This is a genomic window from Fangia hongkongensis FSC776 = DSM 21703 (assembly GCF_000379445.1).
In the GTDB taxonomy this organism is placed as follows: Bacteria; Pseudomonadota; Gammaproteobacteria; order Francisellales; family Francisellaceae; genus Fangia; species Fangia hongkongensis.
In genome coordinates this window covers 90,615-115,034 of record NZ_KB902239.1, presented here as the reverse complement: position 1 = coordinate 115,034, position 24,420 = coordinate 90,615, and the positions used below count along the sequence as shown (strand labels likewise).

The 24,420-nt window shown below is 38.3% G+C and carries 24 protein-coding genes and 2 tRNA genes; 8 read left to right on the top strand and 18 right to left on the bottom strand.

What is annotated here, in order from left to right; all coding sequences use genetic code 11:
* Positions 1-175 precede the first annotated feature (175 nt).
* Entirely contained in the window at positions 176-904 is a 729-nt protein-coding gene (locus tag A37Q_RS0100575; RefSeq protein WP_018298314.1) for a glutathione peroxidase, read from the bottom strand.
* Between the two features lie 130 nt (positions 905-1,034).
* Positions 1,035-1,610, bottom strand: a complete 576-nt coding sequence (locus A37Q_RS0100570; protein ID WP_018298313.1) for a thymidine kinase — start codon at positions 1,608-1,610, stop codon at positions 1,035-1,037.
* 152 nt (positions 1,611-1,762) lie between these two features.
* Here A37Q_RS0100570 and soxR point away from each other — a divergent pair, with 152 nt between their 5' ends.
* Both soxR and A37Q_RS0100560 read left to right on the top strand, forming a co-directional pair.
* Positions 1,763-2,197: a redox-sensitive transcriptional activator SoxR gene (gene soxR, locus A37Q_RS0100565; RefSeq protein ID WP_018298312.1), complete on the top strand. Its 435-nt coding sequence runs from the start codon at positions 1,763-1,765 to the stop codon at positions 2,195-2,197.
* An 88-nt stretch (positions 2,198-2,285) separates the two neighbouring features.
* Positions 2,286-2,873 (top strand): transglycosylase SLT domain-containing protein, encoded by a 588-nt coding sequence (locus A37Q_RS0100560; RefSeq protein ID WP_026196425.1) that lies wholly within the window; start codon positions 2,286-2,288, stop codon positions 2,871-2,873.
* A 9-nt stretch (positions 2,874-2,882) separates the two neighbouring features.
* Here A37Q_RS0100560 and pgi read toward each other — a convergent pair whose 3' ends face one another.
* The 7 genes from pgi to glyS all read right to left on the bottom strand — a co-directional run bounded on the left by pgi (position 2,883) and on the right by glyS (position 12,941).
* Entirely contained in the window at positions 2,883-4,511 is a 1,629-nt protein-coding gene (pgi, locus tag A37Q_RS0100555; RefSeq protein ID WP_018298310.1) for a glucose-6-phosphate isomerase, read from the bottom strand.
* A complete protein-coding gene (gene pgl, locus A37Q_RS0100550) occupies positions 4,508-5,230 on the bottom strand; it encodes a 6-phosphogluconolactonase (RefSeq protein ID WP_018298309.1) in 723 nt (240 codons plus the stop codon). The genes pgi and pgl overlap by 4 nt, the downstream gene beginning before the upstream one ends.
* Before the next feature lie 10 nt (positions 5,231-5,240).
* Positions 5,241-6,749 (bottom strand): glucose-6-phosphate dehydrogenase, encoded by a 1,509-nt coding sequence (gene zwf, locus A37Q_RS0100545; RefSeq protein WP_018298308.1) that lies wholly within the window; start codon positions 6,747-6,749, stop codon positions 5,241-5,243.
* 105 nt (positions 6,750-6,854) lie between these two features.
* Entirely contained in the window at positions 6,855-7,898 is a 1,044-nt protein-coding gene (locus A37Q_RS14245; protein ID WP_018298307.1) for an HlyD family secretion protein, read from the bottom strand.
* A 6-nt stretch (positions 7,899-7,904) separates the two neighbouring features.
* Positions 7,905-9,500, bottom strand: a complete 1,596-nt coding sequence (locus tag A37Q_RS0100535; RefSeq protein WP_018298306.1) for an ATP-binding cassette domain-containing protein — start codon at positions 9,498-9,500, stop codon at positions 7,905-7,907.
* Between the two features lie 181 nt (positions 9,501-9,681).
* Complete coding sequence (locus tag A37Q_RS0100530; RefSeq protein ID WP_018298305.1) at positions 9,682-10,800, bottom strand: S-(hydroxymethyl)glutathione dehydrogenase/class III alcohol dehydrogenase; 1,119 nt, start codon at positions 10,798-10,800, stop codon at positions 9,682-9,684.
* A 68-nt stretch (positions 10,801-10,868) separates the two neighbouring features.
* The gene (gene glyS / locus A37Q_RS0100525) at positions 10,869-12,941 is read right to left on the bottom strand and encodes a glycine--tRNA ligase subunit beta (protein WP_018298304.1); all 2,073 of its coding nucleotides are present in this window, start codon (positions 12,939-12,941) and stop codon (positions 10,869-10,871) included.
* Between the two features lie 102 nt (positions 12,942-13,043).
* Here glyS and A37Q_RS0100520 point away from each other — a divergent pair, with 102 nt between their 5' ends.
* The 3 genes from A37Q_RS0100520 to mnmA all read left to right on the top strand — a co-directional run bounded on the left by A37Q_RS0100520 (position 13,044) and on the right by mnmA (position 15,739).
* A complete protein-coding gene (locus A37Q_RS0100520; protein WP_018298303.1) occupies positions 13,044-13,799 on the top strand; it encodes a TatD family hydrolase in 756 nt (251 codons plus the stop codon).
* Positions 13,800-14,000: 201 nt separating this feature from the next.
* Positions 14,001-14,129: a hypothetical protein gene (locus tag A37Q_RS16500; RefSeq protein ID WP_267910352.1), complete on the top strand. Its 129-nt coding sequence runs from the start codon at positions 14,001-14,003 to the stop codon at positions 14,127-14,129.
* Positions 14,130-14,662: 533 nt separating this feature from the next.
* Positions 14,663-15,739, top strand: a complete 1,077-nt coding sequence (mnmA, locus tag A37Q_RS0100505) for a tRNA 2-thiouridine(34) synthase MnmA (protein WP_018298301.1) — start codon at positions 14,663-14,665, stop codon at positions 15,737-15,739.
* A 25-nt stretch (positions 15,740-15,764) separates the two neighbouring features.
* On the opposite strand, the gene def is transcribed toward mnmA, so the two are convergent.
* The 4 genes from def to A37Q_RS0100485 all read right to left on the bottom strand — a co-directional run bounded on the left by def (position 15,765) and on the right by A37Q_RS0100485 (position 19,537).
* A complete protein-coding gene (def, locus tag A37Q_RS0100500; RefSeq protein WP_018298300.1) occupies positions 15,765-16,274 on the bottom strand; it encodes a peptide deformylase in 510 nt (169 codons plus the stop codon).
* 105 nt (positions 16,275-16,379) lie between these two features.
* Positions 16,380-17,777 carry an aldehyde dehydrogenase family protein gene (locus A37Q_RS0100495; RefSeq protein ID WP_018298299.1) on the bottom strand — a complete coding sequence of 466 codons (1,398 nt, stop codon included), beginning with the start codon at positions 17,775-17,777 and terminating at the stop codon, positions 16,380-16,382.
* Positions 17,778-18,039: 262 nt separating this feature from the next.
* Complete coding sequence (locus A37Q_RS0100490; protein ID WP_018298298.1) at positions 18,040-18,708, bottom strand: hypothetical protein; 669 nt, start codon at positions 18,706-18,708, stop codon at positions 18,040-18,042.
* Between the two features lie 427 nt (positions 18,709-19,135).
* Positions 19,136-19,537 (bottom strand): hypothetical protein, encoded by a 402-nt coding sequence (locus tag A37Q_RS0100485; RefSeq protein WP_154648590.1) that lies wholly within the window; start codon positions 19,535-19,537, stop codon positions 19,136-19,138.
* Between the two features lie 386 nt (positions 19,538-19,923).
* Between A37Q_RS0100485 and A37Q_RS0100480 the strand changes: the two genes are divergently transcribed.
* Together A37Q_RS0100480 and A37Q_RS0100475 are read left to right on the top strand one after the other, a co-directional pair.
* Positions 19,924-19,999, top strand: a tRNA-Thr gene (locus tag A37Q_RS0100480).
* A gap of 6 nt (positions 20,000-20,005) precedes the next feature.
* A tRNA-Asp gene (locus A37Q_RS0100475) sits at positions 20,006-20,082 on the top strand.
* Positions 20,083-20,175: 93 nt separating this feature from the next.
* On the opposite strand, the gene A37Q_RS14240 is transcribed toward A37Q_RS0100475, so the two are convergent.
* The 4 genes from A37Q_RS14240 to A37Q_RS0100455 all read right to left on the bottom strand — a co-directional run bounded on the left by A37Q_RS14240 (position 20,176) and on the right by A37Q_RS0100455 (position 22,467).
* A complete protein-coding gene (locus tag A37Q_RS14240) occupies positions 20,176-20,394 on the bottom strand; it encodes a hypothetical protein (protein WP_018298296.1) in 219 nt (72 codons plus the stop codon).
* A gap of 7 nt (positions 20,395-20,401) precedes the next feature.
* Positions 20,402-20,677 carry a helix-turn-helix domain-containing protein gene (locus A37Q_RS0100465; RefSeq protein ID WP_018298295.1) on the bottom strand — a complete coding sequence of 92 codons (276 nt, stop codon included), beginning with the start codon at positions 20,675-20,677 and terminating at the stop codon, positions 20,402-20,404.
* Entirely contained in the window at positions 20,667-20,993 is a 327-nt protein-coding gene (locus A37Q_RS0100460; RefSeq protein ID WP_018298294.1) for a type II toxin-antitoxin system RelE/ParE family toxin, read from the bottom strand. Before A37Q_RS0100460 ends, A37Q_RS0100465 begins: the two co-directional genes overlap by 11 nt.
* 103 nt (positions 20,994-21,096) lie before the next feature.
* On the bottom strand, positions 21,097-22,467 hold the full coding sequence (locus A37Q_RS0100455) for an N-acetylmuramoyl-L-alanine amidase-like domain-containing protein (protein ID WP_018298293.1): 1,371 nt from the start codon (positions 22,465-22,467) through the stop codon (positions 21,097-21,099).
* A 351-nt stretch (positions 22,468-22,818) separates the two neighbouring features.
* On the opposite strand from A37Q_RS0100455, the gene A37Q_RS0100450 reads away from it, so the two are divergent.
* Positions 22,819-23,787, top strand: coding sequence for a hypothetical protein (locus tag A37Q_RS0100450; protein WP_018298292.1), 969 nt, complete (start codon positions 22,819-22,821; stop codon positions 23,785-23,787).
* Positions 23,788-23,970: 183 nt separating this feature from the next.
* Here the strand turns inward: A37Q_RS0100450 and A37Q_RS0100445 are convergent, their stop codons facing one another.
* Positions 23,971-24,303: a hypothetical protein gene (locus A37Q_RS0100445; protein ID WP_154648589.1), complete on the bottom strand. Its 333-nt coding sequence runs from the start codon at positions 24,301-24,303 to the stop codon at positions 23,971-23,973.
* Positions 24,304-24,420 lie beyond the last annotated feature (117 nt).

The window sequence follows — 24,420 nt, the reverse complement described above, 5'->3', positions numbered from 1 at the left end:
AGAGATTGCTTTGCACTATTTAATGTGTCTTTAGTATAACGCGTCGTTTATCAATTTGGCAGCACTTTAGCAATGATAAAAGAAAAAGCACCGTTTAAGACAGTGATATCCTAAAAAGTGCTTTGATCATGTTTTTAGTGACTTATCTGATTAATTGGTCAGATAAGAGCTTAATTTATTTGAAATATGCTTCCAAATCATCCGCGCCGCCGATGTGTTTACCTTCAATATAAATTTGAGGAACACTTTGCTGACCTGTTACTGCACGAAGTGAGCGAACAGATGCATTTTCACCAAGCACAATCTCTTCAAAAGAAATGTCTTTCTCAACCAAAAGCTTCTTCGCACGTGCACAGTGTGGACAACCTGGTTTTGTAAAGATTGTTACTTCTTTTGGTAACTCAGCAGAAGGCGCAATATGATTTAACATGGTATCAGCGTCAGATACTTTAAACGGATCGCCCGGCTCGTTTGGCTCGATAAACATTTTATCAATTTTGCCATCTTTCACAAGCATTGAGTAACGCCATGAACGCTTGCCAAACCCTAAATCTTCCTTATCAACTAAAAGACCCATTTTTTCATTGAATTCACCATTTCCATCAGGAATGAAATCAATATTCTCTGCTTTTTGATCTTTTTTCCACGCATTCATCACAAATGTGTCATTGACAGACATACAAACAATGCTATCAATGCCATGCTTTTTAAATACTGGGAAAAGCTCGTTATATCTTGGAACGTGCGATGATGAACAAGTTGGTGTAAATGCACCTGGCAATGAAAACAAAATAACATTTTTACCCTTGAAAACATCATCAGTTGAAACATCTTTCCACTTTCCATCTTCAATAACTTTAAAAACAACCTGAGGGACCATTTGACCTTCTAGATTTTTAAACATGTGTTTCTCCTATGTTTATGTTTAATTGAAACTATTTCACAGTCAGTTTCTCTGTGATGATGTTACTATAGCGCACTCTTTTTTCAAAGTTAAATATATTATTCTTTTGTTTTCAATAACTAATTCTTATTTAAATAACAGCCTCTTTAAAATGCTTTCGACAAACAGCTACATATCTATCATTCCCACCGATTTCCAATTGTTCTCCAGATTTAATGACCTCTCCTTTTTCATCTACCCGCACAACATGTGTTGCCTTTTTACCACAATGACAAATTGTCTTAATTTCTATCAGCTGATCTGCCCATGTTAAAAGGTACTTGCTGCCCTCAAACGGCTCTGACTGAAAGTCATTTCTAAGCCCATAAGCAAGTACAGGGATATTTAAATAATCAACGACATCACTTAACTCCAACACTTGTTTTTTGGTTAAGAACTGTGACTCGTCGACCAATACACAGTGAATAGCTCTTTTTGCTAATTCACGTTCAATAACGTGCTTTAAATTTGTCTTATCATCATAAAGTGTGGCCTCTGCACTGAGTCCTATGCGAGAGCTGATTTTACCAACTCCAAATCTGTCATCAAATTTCGGTGCCAATAAAAGCGTGTTCATGCCACGCTCACGGTAGTTATAATCAGACTGTAAAAGTGTTGTGCTTTTCCCTGCATTCATCGTTGAATAATAGAAATGTAATTTTGCCATATCATGGTTAAACTTTTTATGTTTCAGTGATTATATACTCATCATAAACGTTATTGCAGTAATGAAAGCAAATTATTATAAAGCGATGTATTTAAAAATGTATTGCGATACACTTAAATATCCTAGTCATATTAAGAGAGAAGGCACATATAATGTTAAATAAAATGCTCTCAGTAGGCGAGGTGGCCAAACGCGCACAGCTTGCCGTATCAGCCATTCATTACTATGAAGCTGAAGGATTAATTCACAGCATCAGAAATAATGCAAATCAGCGGCGCTTCTCTCGTGATGTATTAAGGCGCCTTGCCATCATTAGTGCCGCAAGGAATTTAGGTATTCCGCTTAAAACCATTAAAATGGCACTGTCAACACTGCCCCAAAATAAAACGCCAAGCATCAAAGATTGGGAAAGGCTTTCATATAGCTGGCAAAAAGAATTACAAAAACGAATTGATCGTTTAACTGCACTCAAAAACACCCTTGATAGCTGTATTGGCTGTGGCTGTCTTTCGCTTGATAAATGTCAACTTTTTAATAAGGACGATCATCTTGCCAATGCACCTCAAGCAAACAGGCTAACCGAGTAAGCGGGTTAACTTTAGCTAAACACTACTAGCCAATTTCAGCGATTATAGCTAACCTGTAAGATACCTTTATACAGATAACAGTACTATGATTAGGAAGTTATTTTATCTCTCACCCATTTTACTTATAGCGGGCTGTGCAACAACGCCCCCTAGCAATCCAACCAATGCCTGTGCCATCGCACAGCAATATCCAAGCTGGTATTATGATTCCTTAGATTCCTATAAAAAATGGGGCGTTCCCATCAGCGTTCAGTGGGCAATTATTCAAAAAGAGTCAAGCTTTCGCTCAGATGCAAAAACACCAATGCAATACGCTCTTGGATTTATTCCCACTGGAAGACAATCCACAGCCTATGGCTACGCGCAAGCACTTGATGGCACTTGGGATCATTATATTAAAGATACCGGACACAGCTGGGCAAGCAGAAGTAACTTTGCTGATGCGGTTGATTTTATTGGCTGGTATGGCGAAAGGGCGCATCGCGAGGCAGGCATTTCCAAATCAAACACTTATGCACTTTATCTTGCCTATCATCAAGGCATCGGGGGATACAAACGGGGTAGTTATAAGAACAACTCCTTTTTAATGAACTATGCAAAAGAAGCCCAACAAACTGCTTATCGCTATGCATCACAATTAAGAAACTGTAATATTCCCTCTGACAGCTGGTGGTAATAAATAGATTTAATTTGAAGTAACTTTAGCAATCAGACCACTTGTTGATGAATCGTAAGTGGCTTCCTTTTTATCTGATTGAATGCTCTTTAAGATCGGTTTTCCTAGCTCCTTACCTAGCTCAACACCCCATTGATCAAAGCTATTAATCCCCCAAATAACCCCTTGTGTAAATATCTTATGCTCATAAAGCGCTATTAGACTGCCAAGTGCTGAAGGAGTCAATTCATCCAATAAAATTGTATTACTTGGTTTATTGCCTTGAATCACCTTTTGAGGGGCAAGCTTATCAATGAGCGCTTGTTCATAACCTTCTTTTGCAAGCTCAAGGCGGACTTCCTTTTCAGTTTTGCCTTGCATCAATGCTTGAGATTGTGCAAAACAATTAGCCAACAATGCTTGATGATGATCTTGAAGCTGATGATAGCTTTTCTTAGCAATAATAAAATCAGATGGAATCATCACGGTGCCTTGATGTAGTAACTGATGAAAAGCATGCTGTCCATTGGTTCCAACACCTCCCCATAATACAACACCTGTTTGATCTTTTGAAAATTGGCCGTTTTTAAGTGTTGTTTTGCCGTTACTTTCCATATCTGCTTGCTGGAGATAATCCACCAAATAACAAAGCCTATCATCATAGGCTAAAATAGCTTGAGACTCTGTATGATGATAATTTGAATATAAGATTGCTAACAATGCCAAAATCACTGGCATATTTTGATCAAGCGGTGCTTCTGTAAAGTGCTGATCCATCTTGTATGCCCCTTGTAAAAGCGACATAAAATGATCAAAACCAACAGCAAAAGCAATCGGCATACCAATTGACGACCAAAGAGAATAGCGCCCGCCAACCCAATCCCACATGGCAAAGCAATTATCAAGATCAATCCCAAATGCCGCCACTTTATCAAGTGCACTTGACACTGCGACAAAGTGATTGGCGACAGCGCTTTCATCCTTATAATAATCAATAAGCCATTCTCTGGCCGTATTGGCATTCATCAATGTCTCTTGTGTGGTAAAAGATTTAGAGGCAATAATAAAGAGCGTTGTCTCTGGGTTCACTACACTTAATGCAGATAAAATTGAATCTGCATCAACATTCGAGACAAAGTGTACTTTTGTATGCTCTTGATGATATGGCTTTAACGCCTCACACACCATTTTTGGACCAAGGTCTGAACCACCAATACCAATATTGACAACATCCGTTATCACTTTGCCAGAAAAGCCGCGCCATTTTCCACTATGCACAGACTCAACAAGCTTTTGTACTCGCTTGCGCTCATGGGTGATTTCATTTTTGACATTCACACCATCAACAACAACTTCCTTCTTAGAAAAATCTCGAAGCGCAGTGTGCAGTACAGCACGATTCTCACTGGTATTAATTTTCTCTCCAGCAAACATCGCTTCTCGCATTGCCTCCACATTGGCATCTTTTGCTAATTGGATAAGGGCGCTTAGAATCTCGTCATTTATCCTATTTTTTGAAAAATCTAAAAATAGATTTTCAACTTGCAGTTGATAGCGATTAAAACGCTCTGGATCTGACAAGAATAAATCACGCATTGTGATATCACGGTATTTGTTCTCTAGTAATTGTTTAAGTGCCGATGCGTCAATAATACTCATATATTCCCCATATCTTTTGCTGCTAAGGTATCTAAATGCCACATTAGTCTACCTGAAGTTAGCTTAATTAGTTTTGCTGGATAGTCACTTGACGTGCTCACCTTTCCAAGCACGTTATGCACCATCTTTGCCTTATCTTCACCGGTAACCAGAAAGTCCACCTCTTTGGCATTATTAAGGACATTCAGCGTCAAGGTGATGCGAAGCTGACCCGTCACAGGATGCTTTGCCACATCCACCCACTTTTGTGAGCTTAATGTCTGTTCATTGACAAACAAAGAGGCTGTGTGACCATCAGCCCCCATGCCAAGCCAGATCCAATCAAATACTGGCAAACCATCCTCGCAAGGAACAACTCTTTTAATCTTTTGCACATATGAGATTGCGCTTTGCTCTGAGCTGCCTTCCATCACCATTGGATGCAAATTTTCCTCTGGAATATCAATATGATCAAACAAGAGCCTTTTTGCTTCACCAAAATTACTCTCACTACTTTCAACTTCAACCAGACGCTCATCAACCCACCAAAAGTGAAGTTTTGACCAGTTGATATGATAATGACTATTTAGTTGCAAAATACGTTTGAAAATATCCTTTGGTGTACTGCCACCAGAAAGCGCAATATGAACACTTTCTTTATTCGCACAAGTATACATCATTAACTTTGCTGTAATTGTATTTGCGATGGCCTCTTTATTTGGATAAACAGTATATAACAAACGATACTCCTTAATTATTTTTAAACTGTGAGGTGGGATTGCGCCACTGATGGCCTCGCTCACTTAGCATATTATCAGCCTCTTTTGGTCCGTTTGAGCCACTTGGGTAGGTATGAATCATCTCTTTACCATGTTTGCTTAAATATTGGACAATCGGATCAATAATATTCCAGCACGCCTCAACAGCATCATTTCTGGCAAAGAGTGTATTATCTCCTTGAAGCGCATCTAAAATCAAACGCTCATACGCTGCTGGCATCGTCTTTTGGGCAAAATCAGAGTAGTAAAAACCCATATCTACTTCATGTGTTTTAAACCCAGCACCCGGCTCTTTAACGGCAAAGCTAAGCTTTATCCCTTCATCTGGTTGAATACGAATAACCAACTGATTTTTAAATTTGGTTATTTTTTGAATTTGAGAGAAAAATGGATGTGGCGTTGCTTTAAAGTTAATCACCACTTCAGTCGCTCTTTGCTTCAAACGCTTCCCCGTTCTGACATAAAAAGGGACATCATGCCAACGCCAGTTATCGATAAAAAAGCGAATAGCGGCATAGGTTTCTGTTGTTGAATTCGCGGCAACACCCTCTTCATCTTTATAACTCCCTTTAATCTCCCCTTGAATGCATCCTGCCTCATACTGTGCAACCACCACATTCTCTTTAATGTCTTTGGCTGTTTTAAAGCGGCGAATTGATTGAAAGACTTTTAGTGTTTCGTTACGAATAGAGTAGGCATCCATTTTAGCCGGTGCTTCCATCGCAACAATCCCTAGAAGCTGCAATAAGTGATTTTGAATCATATCACGAATCGCGCCATTTTGATCATAATAGCCTGCACGCGATTCAAGACCAATTGCCTCATTGGCATAAATTTGCACATTTTCAATATGTGATGCATTCCAAAGTGGCTCAAAAATAGCATTCGCAAAACGAAATACCAGAAGGTTTTGTACTGTTTCTTTACCAAGATAATGATCAATACGAAACAACTGAGATTCATCAAAATACTGTAATAAATGTTTGTTTAACTTACAGGCACTTGTCTCATCAACACCAAAGGGCTTTTCAATAATAAGTCGCTTGTAGCCATCTGACTGCTCATTTAAACCCAGCTTGGCCAAATGAGAAGGAATCTCATAATATAAACTCGGAGGTGTTGATAGATAAAACAAAAGATTACTTTGAAGGTCATAGGCTTTTTTAATCGCATCAATTCTATCATTTAAAATCGCATAGCCTTTATCTTTATAAATATCGATCGCCTGATAAAACACCTGAGATAAGAACTCATCTATCTTGCTGCCATTTTCAGGATATTCAATAAGTAGCGATTCTTTCATTTTGGCCCGAAAATCATCATCTGAGAGCTTTGATCTTGCCACCCCTAAAATAAGGTTTTTTTCAGTTAAACTATTTTGTAAATACAAACTGAATATCGCTGGAAGCAACTTACGCGCCGTTAAATCCCCCGATGCGCCAAAAATAACAATAATACCACTTGATAGCTTATGCTGCATTACGCTCTTCTTTATGTTCGCTAATAGACGCCTAATTTATACCATTTTTTAGCACAGAGTTCATTAGGTTTTTAGTAATCAGAAAGCTCTTTTGGTTGTTGATGATTATTGATTTGATGGAAAAGTCGTCGCGACTTCAGCATTAGAAAATAAACGATCACGATTTGAGGTATGAATAGGAAAGCCATTATATCGACGCCACAGCTCATATCCAAGAGAGACCTGATTTAATAGCACCCAACCTCTAGCAGGCACACCTTGGCGCAAAAATCTACTTGATGGCCACATCTGACCTTTCTCTGGTGAAACAATAATCTTAAACAAATCTCCTCGTGCATCATTTGCTGGAGCGACAAATTTAACAATACCATCAAATGTACCAATCGCTAATTGTGGCCAACCACTAAATTGTATTGCCGGCCAGCCTTCAAATTGCAAACGCACCTTATCACCCACCCGAACAAGTGGAATATCATTTCCTGAAAGATAAAGCTCAACCGAACGTGAAGCCGTTGCTGGGATTAAACTCGCAATAACATCTCCAGATTTAACATAAACATCCCCAGAGCCTGTTCTTCGATTTAAAATCGTCCCAGACATCGGTGCTTTAATTTCCCTTGATTGCTGTTTGGCAATATTAATCTCAACAGTTGCAAGCTCCTTTTGCGCTTTACCCATTTCCTTTAACTTTTCAAAGTAAGCTTGCTCAGAGATTTCATAAGCACGCCTTGCACCAACACCTTTCTCTAATAGCACCTTATCGCGATCTATTTGCTTTTTAGCAAGTTGAGCACTTTTTTGCATAGCATCAACCTGAAGTGTTAAAGCCGCCTTTTTCTCCTGTAACAGCTTCAAATAACCCGGTGTAATATTCTCAACTGTCACCAAAGTTTGCCCCTTTTTAACATAACTTCCCTCTTCCACCTTCCATTGATTTAATACCCCTTCAATCGGTGCTGTTATAAGCTGAGCGCGATCAGTTGGTGAATAGGCAACAACTTGCCCTATCCCATAGACACTTTGCTGCCAAGGGACAAATAGCATTCCAACGACAAAAAACACAATACACAGAAGTGAAATCACCGCAACTTTAATAACATTCGGCGTTTTCTTTAGCAGCTTTTTTGATTTAAATTCATTGGTTATCATGATTTTTTACTCCACTTCTCGAGTAAACACAGATACAAGCTTATGACATGTGGTTGTGACGATGCATAGCCTTGCCTTTTCACCAATCAAATCAAATATTTTTTTGCGCTCAGCATCATCAATATCATCCAAAATGTGATCAATCCACAGTACATCAGGGGTAGCCAAGAGCGCACGAAGCAAGGTGATTTTAATTGCAACAGTTTCCTCTAATGGCAAAACACTTGTCAGGTTTGTCTCTAACGCATTCTCCAACGAACCAATAAAGCCATCTAATAAAAAAGCTTTACAATAATCCATCAGCTCTTCATGAGATACATTATTTGGGTTATTTAATAGCAAATTATGCAACAGACTTTCAGGCAATATTTCACTTTTGTTTACCACCAAAATCCTCGCGCTAAAAAAGTGCTCATAATCTTTTTTGGGAACACACACTCCGTTTGCCTCAATGCTAAACATATTGCTCTTATGCGCTGAGTCCAACAACCCTGTTAGAAACTCTGATAAAATCATCTTAGTTTGATCATAGACAACTAGTGGTTTATTTTCCCTAAGCGCAAAGCCTGCATTTTGTGATGAGACAGATGACAGCGTGCAATTTAATGTTTTCAATGGCATATTGTTTCGCTCTGTCGCTTTATTCATTGTCAGTTCATGCGGCATTACTTGGGAGACTTTCGAGCTTGCTGCCAAAGTGTCATAGTAATCTCGTAAGTAATTACCAAGTTTAATAAACCCAAGTAAAATACCATTCACCAATAATTCAGCGGCCACCAGCTGACCTAAAGATAACTGATTTTGAATGACAAGATACCCGCCAAGACCCAACAAAAAAGCATTGGCAAGAACATAAATAAGACCAATGCCAAAATAATGTTTCATTAATGCAGTAAAGCTCTTTTGGCGCATCTGGATATAGTGCCCAAGTTTCGTATCAATCTGATCTTTTATATATTGATCACTCACATAACTCACAGATAACATGGGTGAGGCGATAATACTCTCTAGCGACTGAGCAATCTCATGTTTTGCTGTGCACTCTTTTGCTGAAGCTTTCTTAGCATTTTTATAAGGCAGGTAAATAACCAGTACCATGCATAACAATAAAATAATATCAAAAATAAGTAAAAATGGATGATAAAATGCCAAAAGAATCATGCTTAAGAGGGACTGAATAATAGTCTCAAGCAAAATCACAAAAATAACAACCAACATCTTTTGTAGGGTAATTACTTCGAAAAAATGATTGGCATAATCTAGATGCTTTCCACGATTTCTCACCAAAACCAATGGTGTTTTTAGATAATTAACAAATGAGATACTCATATTAAACACTAATCGTTGCTGCAAATTTTCAACTACAACTCGATTTAACAGCGTCAAGAGTACCGCCACACTTAAAAGTACAAACAATATCACAGCGAGAATAATAACTGGCAAGACAACACCATAGGCAACAACATTAATCACCGTTTGTGTTATCACCGGCACAGCCAGCATTAAAAGGCTAATAAAGGCCGTATAAATAAAAATAACAAAATAAGTGCTTTTGCGAATTGCAAAAAACCGAAGGGTTTGTTTAAAACTATTTGCTGCCATTACCCATGTGCCTTTTTTAGCGATCTTTTTCTATTATAGCCGATGGGAAAGGTTAAAACGCCCGTATTGAGTACCTACATGAATCAGAACAAGAATTACATAGTCACTTTACAAGTCAAAGATGGCAAACAAACTTTAGACATTAAACGAAAGTAAAAAATCAAGAAAATCTTAATTAACCTTAGCTCTTATAGACAATCACAGAGCGAATGGCTTTTCCTTGATGCATCAAATCAAACGCCTCGTTGATCTTCTCAAGTGGAAGCGTATTGGTGACCATCTCATCAATTTTAATTTTACCCTTTAAGTATTGCTCAACATACTCTGGAAGCTCACTTCTTCCCTTGACACCACCAAATGCACTTCCTCTCCATACGCGTCCAGTCACTAACTGAAAAGGTCTGGTAGATATTTCTTGTCCCGCACCTGCAACGCCAATAATCACCGATTCACCCCAACCTTTATGACAACATTCTAATGCTGATCGCATTGTTGAGGTATTACCAATACATTCAAAAGAGTAGTCCACCCCACCATCTGTTAGATCGACAATAACATCCTGAATGGCATCATCATAGTCCCTGGGGTTAATGCATCGAGTCGCACCTAATGCTTTTGCCATTTCAAACTTATCTTCATTAATATCAATGGCGATAATCTCTTTGGCCTTTGCCATTACAGCCCCCTGTATCACCGAAAGCCCAATGCCTCCAAGGCCAAATACTGCGACACTTGAATCTGGTTCAACTTTGGCCGTGTTTAAAACCGCACCAATTCCAGTGGTAATGCCACAACCTAAAAGACACACTTTATCCAAAGGTGCAGCCTTATTGATTTTAGTCAATGCAATTTCTGGCAGCACGCTATACTCTGAAAAAGTTGACGTCCCCATGTAATGATAAATAGGTTTTCCTTCTATTGAAAAGCGACTTGTGCCATCTGGCATAAGCCCTTTACCTTGTGTTTGACGAATGGCTTGGCACAGGTTTGTTTTGCCTGAAAGACAAAATTTACACTTTTTACACTCTGGCGTGTAAAGTGGAATGACATGATCACCAACAGATACTGATCTCACGCCACTGCCAATAGCTTCAACAACACCAGCACCTTCATGGCCTAATATTGCAGGGAATATCCCTTCTGGATCTTCACCAGATAACGTAAATGCATCAGTATGGCAAACGCCTGTTGCAACCATTCTTACCAAAACTTCACCTTCTTTTGGTGGCGCAACATCCACTGTTTCAATGCTAAGAGGCTTGCCAGCACCCCATGCAACGGCTGCTCTAGATTTAATCATTTTACGCTCTCCAATCAGTTTAAGTCGTTTTAAGTTCCACTATTAACAGAGGATTAATACCATCTTCATTAAGACAATTTAGAGATATTTGCCACTTGTGAAAAAAGCTGCTCAAGCTTGTACAACAGCGCCAGACGATTGTTTTTCAATGTGTCATCCTCAGAGAACACCATCACCGCATCAAAAAAATCGCTCACCGGCTGATCAAGCGTACTTAAGCTATCAAGCGCTTTCACATAATCTTGTGCTTTCAGTGAGATTTCAAGCTTTCTTTCAACCTCAAGCATACTCTGATACAGCTCAAGCTCTTCATCTTGCTTCAATAAGCGCTTATCAATTGATAACGCTTCAAGGTTGTCCGCTTTGGCCAAGATGTTCGCAACACGCTTATTGCTTTGAATCAGTGCAGCGGCAGGTTTAGATTTTGCAAACACCTCCACAGCGCTTATTCGCTGATCAAAATCGGCAATATCAGCATAATCAACACTGGCCACAGATTCAAAAACCTCTGAACTCACGCCTTCATCTTTATAGATATACTTCAAGCGATCCATTAAAAACTGTGTCAAGGGTGAGATAACAGGCGCATTTAGCGCACTGTCTTTATAGGCATGAGATCCGATATCAAATAGATTCTTTAATGGAAGATGGATTTTACCCTCTTTCAAAATTCTTAACACGCCAATTGCTGCACGCCTTAATGCAAAAGGGTCCTTATCACCTGTAGGCTTTTGACCAATCCCAAATATCCCAACCAACGTATCTAACTTCTCCGCCAAAGCAACTGTCTTAGCAAGCGGGCTCTCAGGCAAAGCATCTCCTGCAAACTTTGGCCAATATTGCTGTTCAATACTCTCACAGATAAGATCATCTTTACCATGTGATCTTGCATAATACTTCCCAATAACACCCTGTAAATCAGTAAATTCAAAGACCATATCACTCATCAAATCTGCTTTAGATAAAAAGCCTGCCTCATACGCCATATTTTCATCGACAAGCGTATATGCTGAGAGGGCCTTTGCATTTTCAGCAATTCTGACAGATCGCTCATACATACTGCCAAGGGCTTTTTGAAACGTCACAGATTTTAATTTCTCAACATAGTACTCAAGTGGGTTTTTTATATCATTGTCATAAAAGAAAGCGGCATCAGATAACCTTGCTGCCATCACTTTATTATTACCACTTATTACTGTTTGCGGATGCTTACTGTTGATATTACTGACTGTAATAAATTGATGGGTTAATTTGCCCTTTTCATCTGTCATTGCAAAGCACTTTTGATGCTCTTGCATCGCGGAGATTAATGCCTCTTGTGGTACGCGTAAAAAACGCGCATCAAATTGACAGCAAAGTGCCATTGGCCACTCTATAATAGCATTGACCTCATCAACAAGCGACGCATCTAAAACTACATTTAATCTTTTGTCAGTTGAAATTGCCTTAATTTGCTCAAGCATTTTTTCCTTTCGCTCATCCCAATCAGCTAACACATGTCCTTTTGTTTTTAACACATCAAAGTATTGATCGGCTGAGGAAATCTCAACCTTCTCTGGACTATGAAAGCGATGCCCATAACTAAAATTATTACTTTTACGGCCATATGCTTCAATATCAAGCACCTTATCGCCAAATAAACACATGATCCAGTGGACTGGGCGCACAAACTGAAAGTCATGACTCCCCCAACGCATCATTTTAGGCACAGGCAATTTTTTAAGCGCAGCTAGAATAATCTCAGGTAATAACTCACGTGTTTTTTGCCCTTTTTGATCAATTTGGTAAAAAAGACGCTTGCCTTTTTTATGCTCAATAACTTGCAATTTCTCAAAATCCACCCCACATGCATTTGCAAACCCAATTGCTGCTTTTGTGGGATTTCCATCAGCATCATATGCTTTGTCTATAAATGGACCTTCTCTGTCAATTAGCTTATCTTTTTGCTCTACTGCCACGTTGTTTAAAATAAAACCAATTCGCCTTGGCGCAGCAATCATCTTCCCATCACCGTAAGAAACCTCATTCTCATCAAGCGCTTTTTTCACTGAATTGATCAAGCTCTCAGCAAGTGTTTTTAGTGCTTTTGGGGGAAGCTCTTCTGTTCCTAGTTCGAATAGTAAATTTTCAGTTTGTGACATTTTATTTTTCTTTGTACACTCTTATTGAGTGATTATTCTACCGATTATCAAAAAGTAAAAAAAGAGAAAAAGTAACATCTAACTTGAGTTAATGAAAAACCTATGTATATCGACAGCCATTGCCACTTAGATTTTGATGTATTCACCCCCTCAAGAAAGGCACTTATTCAAACGGCTTTAGCGGCGAATATCACCCATTTTATTAACCCTGCTGTCAGCTTTGCTAATTGGCATAAGGTAATTGAATTATCACAAGCTTTTCCTTTTATTATCCCAGCCCTTGGACTACATCCTGTATTTTGTAGTGAGCATACTTTGGATCACCTACCTGAACTCTCAAAGTGGGTAACTGCAAACAACATCAAATTTGTTGGTGAAATAGGTCTTGATAAACGCTATAAAGATAACTATGAAAGTCAGTTATTGTTCTTTGAGGCGCAAATTAAAATTGCCAATAAGCTGAAGAAACCTGTTATCATTCATGCCGTGAAATCACACCATGATATTATTGGCATAATAAAAAAAGAGAACTTTAAACACGGTGGCATCATTCATGCATTTAATGCCAATGAAACCATCGCTAACACTTATACTGACCTTGGATTTAAACTGGGTATCGGAAGTATTTTATACCATCCAAGCTCAACACTTAGAAAGATCATTCACACCTTAGATCTAGACTCACTTGTGCTTGAAACAGACAGCCCTGATATGGCGCCACCGAATTGGGACACAAAACTAAATACACCCCTGTCTATTATCCCAACCTGCCAACTTCTTGCAGATATTCTCAAAAAGCCTGCAAATGAAATTCAATCTATCTTCTACAGAAACACACTTAAGCTCTGTGAATTATAGTACTAGAAATATACACCTTTTGCATAAGGACGATCGCTTTTCTTAATAGATCATGGAGATATGCCATCGTGCTTTCTCAAAGTATGCATTTTTATCCGATTTTTGCGATAGCTGAAATATCATTTATCTATACCGCAATTTCTTTCTCACAACTAATCTTACAAAACACTCTCCTTGAGAATGAATGAATATGGAGGCATTATGCAAAACTTACAACAAAAACAACGTGCTCAGGCAAGGGTAATAACTGATAATCAAAATGCGGTTATTTACCGAGTCTCTCTTCTAAGCCTCCTTCTTAGCGTATGTGTCGCAGTGATCCTTATATAACCTCTACACTCCTGATTGGGAAATCTGCATGCTTACGTCCTTCCTTGCAAAGCTGCTCTAGGTAATGGTTTTGCAAGGTTAATTTTCTATGTATCAGAATTGTTACATACTGATACACACTTGAAACAGCTTTTTCTGTTAAAGAATTATACAATTACAAGTGTCGAAACAATCTCATCCAACCAAAAGGAGATGATTATGAAAAAAGCAAAAAATAGCACATGGAAAAAAATGGTGGTTGAATATCGTGAATTTTGCAAGCTACAAGCTAAAGTTGTAGACTACCTGTAGCTTAAGACCAACGCATTTAAGCGTTTCCCTCGAACAGTCCGTGGTGTTTGCGTTTTACCACCCTCCCCCCCTTAAATGACTAAGCGCAAACATGTAGCGCGGGCTGCTCACCCATTTCTAAGCAGCCTTTTGGCTGCTTTTTTATTTTGCAACTTTGCGTATGAACGTAAAACAAACAATTTGCAAATTCCACTAAATCTCGCCACAATACTCATCAGTAAATGAATATAACCCTAAATAATATGAGTACAAAAATCATTGTCGGCGTCTCTGGCGGCGTTGACTCTTCAGTATCTGCATTACTATTACAACAACAAGGTTTTGACGTCACTGGCGTGTTTATGAAAAACTGGGAAGAAGATGATAGTGATGAATATTGCTCGAGTGAAGAAGATATAAAAGATGCAAGCCACATTTGTGAACAAATTGGCATCCCTTTTCAAAAGATTAACTTTGCCGCTGAGTATTGGGACTATGTATTTGAATATTTCTTGGAGGAATATAAGGCTGGGCGCACGCCTAACCCAGATATTCTTTGCAATAAAGAAATCAAATTCAAAGCATTTTTAGACTATGCCAAATGGCTTGGTGGTGAGTATATTGCCACAGGGCATTATGCTAGAAAGCGCACTTTGGATAGTGGAGAGTGTCAATTACTCAAAGGCAAAGATCATAACAAAGATCAATCCTACTTTTTGCATGCCCTCACACAAGATCAGCTTCGTTTTGCCCTTTTTCCTCTAGGTGAACTAGCCAAACCCACTGTTAGGGAAATTGCAAAAGCACATAACCTTAGCACACACAGTAAAAAAGACAGCACAGGCATTTGTTTTATTGGTGAGCGCAAGTTCAAATCCTTTCTATCACAATATTTACCGGCAAAAAGAGGTGAAATTCACGATGAAAATGGCATTAAAATTGGCATGCATGATGGGCTTATGTACTACACTATTGGCCAGCGTCAAGGCTTAGGCATAGGTGGCGTTAAAAATCGCCCTGAAATTCCTTGGTTTGCGGCAGAGAAAGATCTTCAAAACAATGTGCTTATTGCAGTTCAAGGACATGATCACCCTCTACTTTTAAAGCAATCACTCTATGCCATTAACCTCAACTGGATTAGTGGCAAAGCGCCAAATCAGGCATTTCATTGCAATGCAAAAACGCGCTATCGCCAAGCAGATCAAGCTTGCTTTGTACAAATAGATGATGAAGGTAATGCACAGGTTGAGTTTGATACGCCACAACGCGCAATCACACCTGGGCAATCTGTTGTCTTTTATCAGGATGAAATATGTTTAGGTGGTGGGATTATTACTTAATAGGTAGGTTTTGATTTCAGCTAGATTATTCGTTCTCTTTCATTAACTTTTTGTATTTCTTCTCGATCATCCCACGCTTAAGCGGTGATAAATGGTCAAAATAAGTAATGCCATTTAAATGATCCAACTCATGCTGAATACAGCGACCAAGATAGCCATCAGACTCAAGCTCATACTCATTACCAAACTCATCTAAAGCGCGCATTTTCACCCACTTGGCACGTTTCACCTTGGCTGAAACACCCGGGAAAGATAGGCAGCCTTCCTCTTCAATAATCTCCCCTTTTTTCTCAATAATCTCAGGGTTAATTGCAATGATGCGCTGATCTTTTTCTTCCGAGCCATCCATAATAAAAAGACGCATATTAAGCCCAACTTGCGTTGCTGCCAAACCACCACCATGATCATCATACATTGTCTCAAACATATCTTCGATTGTCTGTCTTAATGCATCATCAATTTTCTCTTTTGCCACAGGATCTGCCACTTTTTTTAAAAATGGATGTGGGTATTTTAATATTTCCAACTTTGCCATAATCTCATCTATTCTCACTATTTATTGACTCAACAAGTACATATTTTAACTTGGTTTAAAACGAGAATATCTTAACCGATTGCATATTAATTTGCAAAAACCTGCTCAACGGATAAATAAAGCGCTGAAAAGCCGATAGAGTTTCCCATAAGGAGGATAAAGCATTTTAGCTGGATTAACCCTCCCTCGCTGACAGACACTTTTTGCATTTGAAAAACATTTAAATCCTTCTTTAGCATGATAGCGCCCCATCCCTGAGCTCCCGATGCCACCAAATGGCAAATCATTTTGCGCAATATGCACCATCACATCATTAATACACATTCCACCACTTTGTGCATTCATTAAGAAGTATTGTTGCACTTCATAATTATTACTGTAAAGATATAATGCCAATGGTGCGGGGTATGATTTGATCTTTGCTAACACATCTGCCTGATTTTGATAGCTAATAATCGGCAAAATAGGCGCAAAGATTTCCCTTTGCATGAACATCGAATCTTCAGGAGGGTTAACGACCAAGGTCAATGGCAGCCTTTTTACCTCTGAAGCGCGACTAAAGCTCTCGCCTGAATACACCTGTATATTTTTCTTTTTCAGAAGTAAAAGCTCTTCACACAAATCATTAAAATAGCGCGGAGACAGCAAGCTTGTCACCGTTTTTTCACCCTCTTGATACATTAATTGAAAGGCACTTATCAGCTTATTAACCAGCTCTTCTAATTGTGATTCATGTACCATGAGATAATCTGGCGCTATACAGGTTTGCCCTGCATTTAAACACTTATTAAATACAATCGTTTTTGCTAATTTTGAAATTGGGTAGCCCTGATCAATTACAAGGGGGGATTTTCCGCCTAACTCCAAAGTAACAGGCGTGAGATTATTGGCTGCCTCACGCATCACCTTTTTGCCTACTTCAGTTGACCCAGTAAACAATAAATGATTAAAAGGAAGCGCAGAAAAATCACGTGCAAATTGAGCATCGCCATTTAAAACAGCCACCTTTGATAATGGGTAAATGCTTTGAGTGATCTTTGTGATAAGCTTAGAGGTGCAGGGAGTATACTCTGAGCTTTTAATCATCACACGGTTCCCAGCAATTAAGGCATAGATCATAGGTGAAATCGCCAGTAAAAAAGGATAATTCCATGGCACCATAATACCAATCACACCAAGTGGTTGATAAAAGACATAGTTTTTAGCTGGCCAAAAAATAAAGCTTCGTTTTCTTTTTTCCTTTTTAAGCCACTTTTTTGCATTTTTAAGAACATAATCAATGGTTTTGATCACTTGGAAAATCTCAGCCAACATCGTCTCATTGGCTGAGCGATAACCAAAATCTTGGCTAATTGCCTGAATAATATCATCTTTATGTTTCAGTATCTGCACGCGCAGAGCGAATAATGCACTTTTCCTTTCTCTGAGTGTCGGGTAAGGCGCTATCTCAAAGGCTTGTTTTTGCAGCTGATATATCTTGGTAAGTTTATTTTCCAAAGTCATATAAATGCTTTTTGATACTAATAGTTAAGTATATCCTGCTTTAGTTTAATCTGCATTAAAAATTACCCTTGCTTTTTATACCACCCGCAAACCATTTTACCCTATTTCTGCCATTGAATTTCTTGTTCTTTTGAGTCATTAGATATTGCTAATAGTCCCAGCTATTACCTGCAATCCAATGACTCAAAACTATCAAAAACTTCTTCAACATTAAACACCGTAAAATGATTCGAGAGTGGTATAGTCTCTCTTTAGATTAGAACTAAAACAGCCATGAATAGGTAACATTGACACCTAAAGCATCCTGATCTTCAACACCATACTGCTGTATCACAGGAGAGCCTTTATATGCTAAATAATCTAATGATGTGACCCATTTGTAGTTTTTCGATGGCTGATAACCAAACACCAAACCTAAACGTGGCGCAATCGTAATATTCGGATCACCTGTTTTTTGCAACATACCTGACTTTGAGAGATTTGATTTCACAATATTTGCCACCACATGCGCACCATAAAAAACTCCAGCATCATTCTTATAAACGCCAGAGAAATAAACTGGCGCACTATACAAATCAACTTCCGTCTGACTTTTATTCATATGGTTATAGGAAGTGTTAATGACCTGTGGTTCATAATTAGCCGCTTTACCAACACTCACGCCAAATCCTGTCTCTGGTGCACTTGAGGGCTTTTGTAATGTTCTGCTGATCAGGCTCTCATTATTTTTATTAGTTGGTGCTAACATCAGCGCAGTATTTGATAGATAGTCATCTTTTTGGACAGAGAATAAAACAGGGGTCATAATAAGTGGTGAAGCGTCTTTATCATCTGCATTGACAGTAGAAAACGAAGCAAAAATCATTTGAATAGACAGCACCACACACAAAACTGTGCTAAATAATCTATATCGCATTGTCAACATTTGCATCTTTTCAATCCGCCCCTCAGCGTAGTATACCTTATTTTATTATCAGGTGCCTCATACCAATATGGCAAAGCACCGTACTCAATCTAATTAGTTTGATTCAACATACTAAAAAAATTTTATGCATAGTACTATAAATCTTAAAAAAGATCAATATTTGATCAGCCATGTTGAGAAATGAGCGATTCAACCCTTACACATTAATAGATGGTTACAATTTGGAGTTAACGTCGCCTAAAACGATGAAATAAGCAAAGAGGCCTTCCAGATCTCAAGAAATAAAAGCTCTGACTCACTTCATCTACTACAGAATACAGCGACTTAACTTTTGTATTCTTCTCCACTATATGCTTTTGACTCTATGTACGCCTTCGGGTATGACCTACACTTTGGCGCTAACATCACGGCGCTTGACATATTCAAGACAAAACTACTCGCTACTACTCGGCCTCGCATTTCGCTCTCCCTGTCTCCCATTCGGCTCTCCTTGTCTCACAGCGTTGGTATTTGATAATGCATTAAAGCGATAAATCTCTTTTGCGGACCATCTTTCCACTGAGTTCAACCGAAAGCGATCATTTGTCCCATGATTTTGTATTTTATAGGTACCTTCTACGCATGGTTTCTCTTGAGTGATTGTTAATATACCTGAATCCCACATTTTACTGTCGCGATTAAAGTCTCCTAAGTCAAATGAAAACGTGTACATATCATCCTCAAGAAGCCCATGATCTTTATATACTGCACAAATTTTAATGACCGGATTAAATCCAAGATACATCCAATCTTTATAAATGTCTCCATAATTAGGATTATCTAACGTAAAAGACATTATTTCATAATTATTAGTTGTGGTAATAACAAATTTCTCCACATTTGAACTAGAGGCAAAAACAACGCCACTACATATTGTTGTTACTAGAATTATCCTCGGTAATAATTTTTTCATTCTATTGCCCTCTTAATTTTTGGTTAAATTGAAACCCCATAGAGTCAAGTAGATTGAATTGTCGCTCCCCTAAAGCAAGATAACAAAAACAACTCAAAATAGAAAGCTTATGAGTCACTATATTTACAACTTCCCCTATTGCCACGAGCTCCATCCAGATCAATAAAAGATCAAGTCAGCTTGGCAGCAAAAAATAGTGCACATTTTTTCATTTTTTTAGGTCTTAAGAGTTGACTTATATCTCGAAATCTATAGAATTCATTTCTGTCGCCGACATGGCTCAACTGGTAGAGCAGCCGACTTGTAATCGGCAGGTTCCGGGTTCAAGTCCTGGTGTCGGCACCATAAAGCGGAGTGGTAGTTCAGCTGGTTAGAATACCTGCCTGTCACGCAGGGGGTCGCGGGTTCGAATCCCGTCCATTCCGCCATAAAGGTTTCCCATAATTTTTCATAGCAGTATTTAAAGATCTAACATATTTTCAATCAGTTTACTTAGACATATATTTGTGTATACGATTTGATTAACTCAAATATTGCTTGCCATCTTTCCCCATTAGCCAAACACTACTAACTTGGTTAGCCTGTATTGACAAGTATGAATCAACATCAACTTTGCATGCCATATTAATATTGATTTTTTCTTTTGCACGCCACTTTTTGTGCCAAAGCTTTTTATCTTGCTTTTCACTTTCACACATAGTGTGTCCAATAATAGGTGTTTTGCGATAACTGTTACTCATAACATCACTACAAAGTTTTAAATTGGAAATCCAGCTTAAAGCCACAGGCCTTGGCGTATTTATCTACCGTGCTCACTTTTGGATGCGTCCCCAGCTTCTCCATTCTACACACATTGCTTTTAGTTGTTCCCATTTTTACTGCTATTTGCTCTTGAGTCAGGCCTGATTTTTTCCTGATATTTATCAGCTTATTAATTAATTCAAACTCACTCTCAAGATGATCATACTCTTGTTTAACTGATTTGTTTTCAAAAGCCTTAGCTTTCAATTGTTTAAGATTCATGCTCAATATCCTTCATACGTTTTAATGCTAAATCAATTTCTTTTTGTGGTGTTTTTTGTGTTTTCTTAATGAATACATTTAAAACAACTATTTTCCTACCATTAGCATAGCAAAAGATCCCTCTAGCAATGCCTTCTAAAGCTTTTGCCCTTAACTCAAAAAGACCATCTTGCAAAGCCTTGGTATGAGGTTCTCTCAAATTGGTTCCGTGTATTTCAACTAAATCAAATAACCTCAACATTTTTGCTTGTAGCTTATTTGGAAGGTTTAAAATGTCACTTTCAACACCTTTATAAAACTCGACAGTCCAATTCATTACATCTTGTCTTTAACTTGGAAAGTTATCTTATATGATAACACTTAATGCGAAATTATCAATGTCTTGACAGAAAATGATTTTTCTCATGTGTGAAAGAAATTTATACAATCTTCTCCACATGAATGCCAACTAAAGAGGCGCTTTCCATATATGGATATTTCCCATATTGCTTTGAAGCAAGATAATCCTCAAGTGGCATAGAGAATGTCCTATTACATGTAGTAGGCTTACCAGATAGCTTATTTTTAACAGGAATAAAACCGCTTGGTACCTTAGTGTTATCAGTGCAAGCATAGCGCTCTTCACCTACTTTTTTTGAATAGATGTAATCATTTGGGTAAGCATTACTTGCCGCCAGCAGCATCACTTTTTCACAACTACCCTTGTTACATTTAACCGGTTTGACTGTACATATTTTTTCACCTAATTGATTATAATCACAGTTGATTGCTTGATAGATAATCTCACCTTTTTTAAAGCGCTTTTTATACAACACACCCATATGTGAGATAAGGATATTCGAGCCAATAATCTCATTAATTGGCTTATCACCAATCATCCATTTACTATCCTCTCGCACAAACTCAACAACCGATGGGGTAATCAATTTGTTGATAAGAACCTCATTTGCCTGATAACCGTCTGCTGTTTTCTTTACTAACGCCTCTTTGGGGATAAAGGGGAAATTATTGATGGTGATAGGATCAAAGCCATCAGCATAACCATTTGTAAATTTTGCGATAATGCTTGGCGCACTTTTTTCATTTTGCGGTAACACTCTGATATTACTTTTTAGATTCTGAGGCTCCACCTTAATCTCAAACCAGCTTTTGTGATCGATAACTTTTTGTGGCAAATGAGCCACATAATTTGAAAAGGGGCCGAAGCTCGTTACATCTTTTAACACTCTTGATGCTTGATTCACACGATTAAAATCACTGCTAGTGAAATTATTGCGATTCAAAAAGCTCATAGTATCACTTTGATCATAAGCACCATAGCTGATCTGACGCAAGTTTTGTTTAAATTCAGCGATATTACCTGACTGGTTCAATGCTAACAAATCTTGCACCAACGTCACACAATCAAGTCCATCTAAACGATAAGGCAAATCTTGCTGTATTTTAGTGCAATGTGCTGATTGACAGCGTCCCTCACCAATAGCGCCACTATAGATATACGGCGCATTTAACTGCTCAAAGAACTGAATGCTTGTAGCAAGATCTCGATGGTGTTTTGTAAAGTAGCTTTCCAAGAGTTGATTGCTTGCAGTTAAAACCCCCTGATAATCATAGTCAATAACGCTGTAGTTTTGCTCTATCTCTGAGGCTAATAGCATGTTTCCCACTTTTGATTGCAAATTATAGCCCGGAATATAACTATCCTCTCCTTCAAGTGCATTTGCAAAATGCGGGGTCATGACGATCGCACCCAACAGTCCAACACCAAACCCTTGCAGTAATGTTCTCACAAACCTCCTCCTTGTTATATTTCAACATTTAGTAAAATAAATTAACTCCATTATGTTCCTTCAATATAATGAATCAAGCTCTACCAGCATGTTTTGACATGCTAACAGCTACCATTGCCAGCACTCATCCATTAGAGGGATTCAACACAGACATACAACTGCAATCAAAGTGCTGACAACTGTTAATGGTACAGTATGTTTTCGTGATTTTGAAATCACTGAAATAAAAACGCCATTGTTATTATTTGTTATTTTTACTTATCTTCCTTCATTTTTATCTATTTTGATCACTTATTACTCACTGGTACAATCAACTTTAAATAATAAACAAACATATTCAAGAGTCTATCCATGTTTACACAAATGATTAAAAAACTAATGCCACTCATGGTTTGCATTACGCTTCTTGGAAATGCTTATGCAAAGTCAGTAACCTTTACTCGTTACTATGACCCGAATGCTGCATATGGGGTCTCTTATAGCAGTAACATTTCATCAGGCTCCGTATATGCCATGTATACTAACGCCAGCACAGGTCAAGTCCTTAATGATGACACCATGACTAGCGCTATAGCATCAAGCTCTGCAGATACACATCACGAGGACTACAATAATGTCGGCAGTGTCTTTAGGAGGATGAAGCTTGAGCTTATAGATGAAGACACCAATGCTAGATTACCTATATATCTGCAAATGTCCGCAAGCAGACAATGTGGTGATTGCTGGGGGTATGGAACAACCTACGCAAATAATACAAACGGCTGGAATGCTACTCCTAATTCGCCAAAGTTTTTACTTGCTCCCACAGAAATCACTGGTATAGAGAAATTTGCCGGCAGCTACTCTGGCTCATTTCATTTTTCTACCCATAAAACTATTGATGGCTCTCACATAGACACATTAAGCTTAAATTTTGATTTTACTGTCCCGCTTGAGTATAGTTTCACAGTTGCCTCATCAGACTTACAGCTAAAGCCGACTAACCCATCAAAACCACTCACTGAACCTTATGCTGCTAAAACCTACATTCAACACACATCCAATGCGCCCATAGCCATTGACTATGAAGTGACTCTACAGTGCCCTAATGTAGATGAACAAAATAATAACTGTCAGCTAGAAGAACGAATCAGTCAAACCCGGTGGACTTACCATGTGTTTGTGAATAATGAAGAATTAGCTGTAAGTAATACCCCAGTAACGCTAAAGGCTATACCAAACCAATTTAACATCCCCTTACAAATAACAACAGATAACGCCCCCCATGCAGGTGAATATCATGGACAGTTCACCCTTACATTTAATGCAGTATGGCAATAATGCTTTTGTCTTTGCCTTTTGTCAGCAATGCCAACTTGTGTCAGCAGAGATTTAGCGCATCAAGTGCAAATGAAAAATATGTGACCGATATCACTCACACTCCAACGCATGGATCATTGATACCATAATTTTACAGCTGCTTAGCATTAACCTCAATAAATGACTTACTAATAAAATCCAAATTTAATCCCAATCAGCATCAAACACAACAGTAAACTGGCCAGAATAACTCCCTGACTCTTTTCCATAAGGCATTTTTGCATTCACGCCAAGGTTAAAACTATCCTGCGGGTTTAAAGTTATTTTTAGCTTATCATCAGGGAAAATAGCTTGACCAATAATATCAACCAAGTATTGCCAATAATCCAAATTACTGTCATGGGTTAATGCACACCTGTTATTAACCAAATACCCACATTGTAATTGTGCTGTAATCTCCAAAGGCACCGGTGAATTAGATAAAAAGTCAACCCTTGTACTGGCACGATAATGCTCATTAGATTCATTCAACTGCAATGCATATTCTGCGCTGAAAAACTCATTATTAATGGCACAGCCAATTTAAAATTGACGAGAATGTAACCCGCAGTTTGGGTGTTTCCTCCATTAGCAATTACTGGCATTGATATATTG

Bases quoted from the DNA above. Each gene is read 5' to 3' on its own strand.
- A37Q_RS0100575 (WP_018298314.1), bottom strand. From the start codon at position 904: ATGTTTAAAAATCTAGAAGGTCAAATGGTCCCTCAGGTTGTTTTTAAA.
- A37Q_RS0100570 (WP_018298313.1), bottom strand. From the start codon at position 1,610: ATGGCAAAATTACATTTCTATTATTCAACGATGAATGCAGGGAAAAGC.
- soxR (WP_018298312.1), top strand. From the start codon at position 1,763: ATGTTAAATAAAATGCTCTCAGTAGGCGAGGTGGCCAAACGCGCACAG.
- pgi (WP_018298310.1), bottom strand. From the start codon at position 4,511: ATGAGTATTATTGACGCATCGGCACTTAAACAATTACTAGAGAACAAA.
- zwf (WP_018298308.1), bottom strand. From the start codon at position 6,749: ATGCAGCATAAGCTATCAAGTGGTATTATTGTTATTTTTGGCGCATCG.
- A37Q_RS14245 (WP_018298307.1), bottom strand. From the start codon at position 7,898: ATGATAACCAATGAATTTAAATCAAAAAAGCTGCTAAAGAAAACGCCG.
- A37Q_RS0100535 (WP_018298306.1), bottom strand. From the start codon at position 9,500: ATGGCAGCAAATAGTTTTAAACAAACCCTTCGGTTTTTTGCAATTCGC.
- A37Q_RS0100530 (WP_018298305.1), bottom strand. From the start codon at position 10,800: ATGATTAAATCTAGAGCAGCCGTTGCATGGGGTGCTGGCAAGCCTCTT.
- glyS (WP_018298304.1), bottom strand. From the start codon at position 12,941: ATGTCACAAACTGAAAATTTACTATTCGAACTAGGAACAGAAGAGCTT.
- A37Q_RS0100520 (WP_018298303.1), top strand. From the start codon at position 13,044: ATGTATATCGACAGCCATTGCCACTTAGATTTTGATGTATTCACCCCC.
- A37Q_RS16500 (WP_267910352.1), top strand. From the start codon at position 14,001: ATGCAAAACTTACAACAAAAACAACGTGCTCAGGCAAGGGTAATAACT.
- mnmA (WP_018298301.1), top strand. From the start codon at position 14,663: ATGAGTACAAAAATCATTGTCGGCGTCTCTGGCGGCGTTGACTCTTCA.
- def (WP_018298300.1), bottom strand. From the start codon at position 16,274: ATGGCAAAGTTGGAAATATTAAAATACCCACATCCATTTTTAAAAAAA.
- A37Q_RS0100495 (WP_018298299.1), bottom strand. From the start codon at position 17,777: ATGACTTTGGAAAATAAACTTACCAAGATATATCAGCTGCAAAAACAA.
- A37Q_RS0100490 (WP_018298298.1), bottom strand. From the start codon at position 18,708: ATGCAAATGTTGACAATGCGATATAGATTATTTAGCACAGTTTTGTGT.
- A37Q_RS0100485 (WP_154648590.1), bottom strand. From the start codon at position 19,537: ATGTCTTTTACGTTAGATAATCCTAATTATGGAGACATTTATAAAGAT.
- A37Q_RS14240 (WP_018298296.1), bottom strand. From the start codon at position 20,394: ATGAGTAACAGTTATCGCAAAACACCTATTATTGGACACACTATGTGT.
- A37Q_RS0100465 (WP_018298295.1), bottom strand. From the start codon at position 20,677: ATGAATCTTAAACAATTGAAAGCTAAGGCTTTTGAAAACAAATCAGTT.
- A37Q_RS0100460 (WP_018298294.1), bottom strand. From the start codon at position 20,993: ATGAATTGGACTGTCGAGTTTTATAAAGGTGTTGAAAGTGACATTTTA.
- A37Q_RS0100450 (WP_018298292.1), top strand. From the start codon at position 22,819: ATGTTTACACAAATGATTAAAAAACTAATGCCACTCATGGTTTGCATT.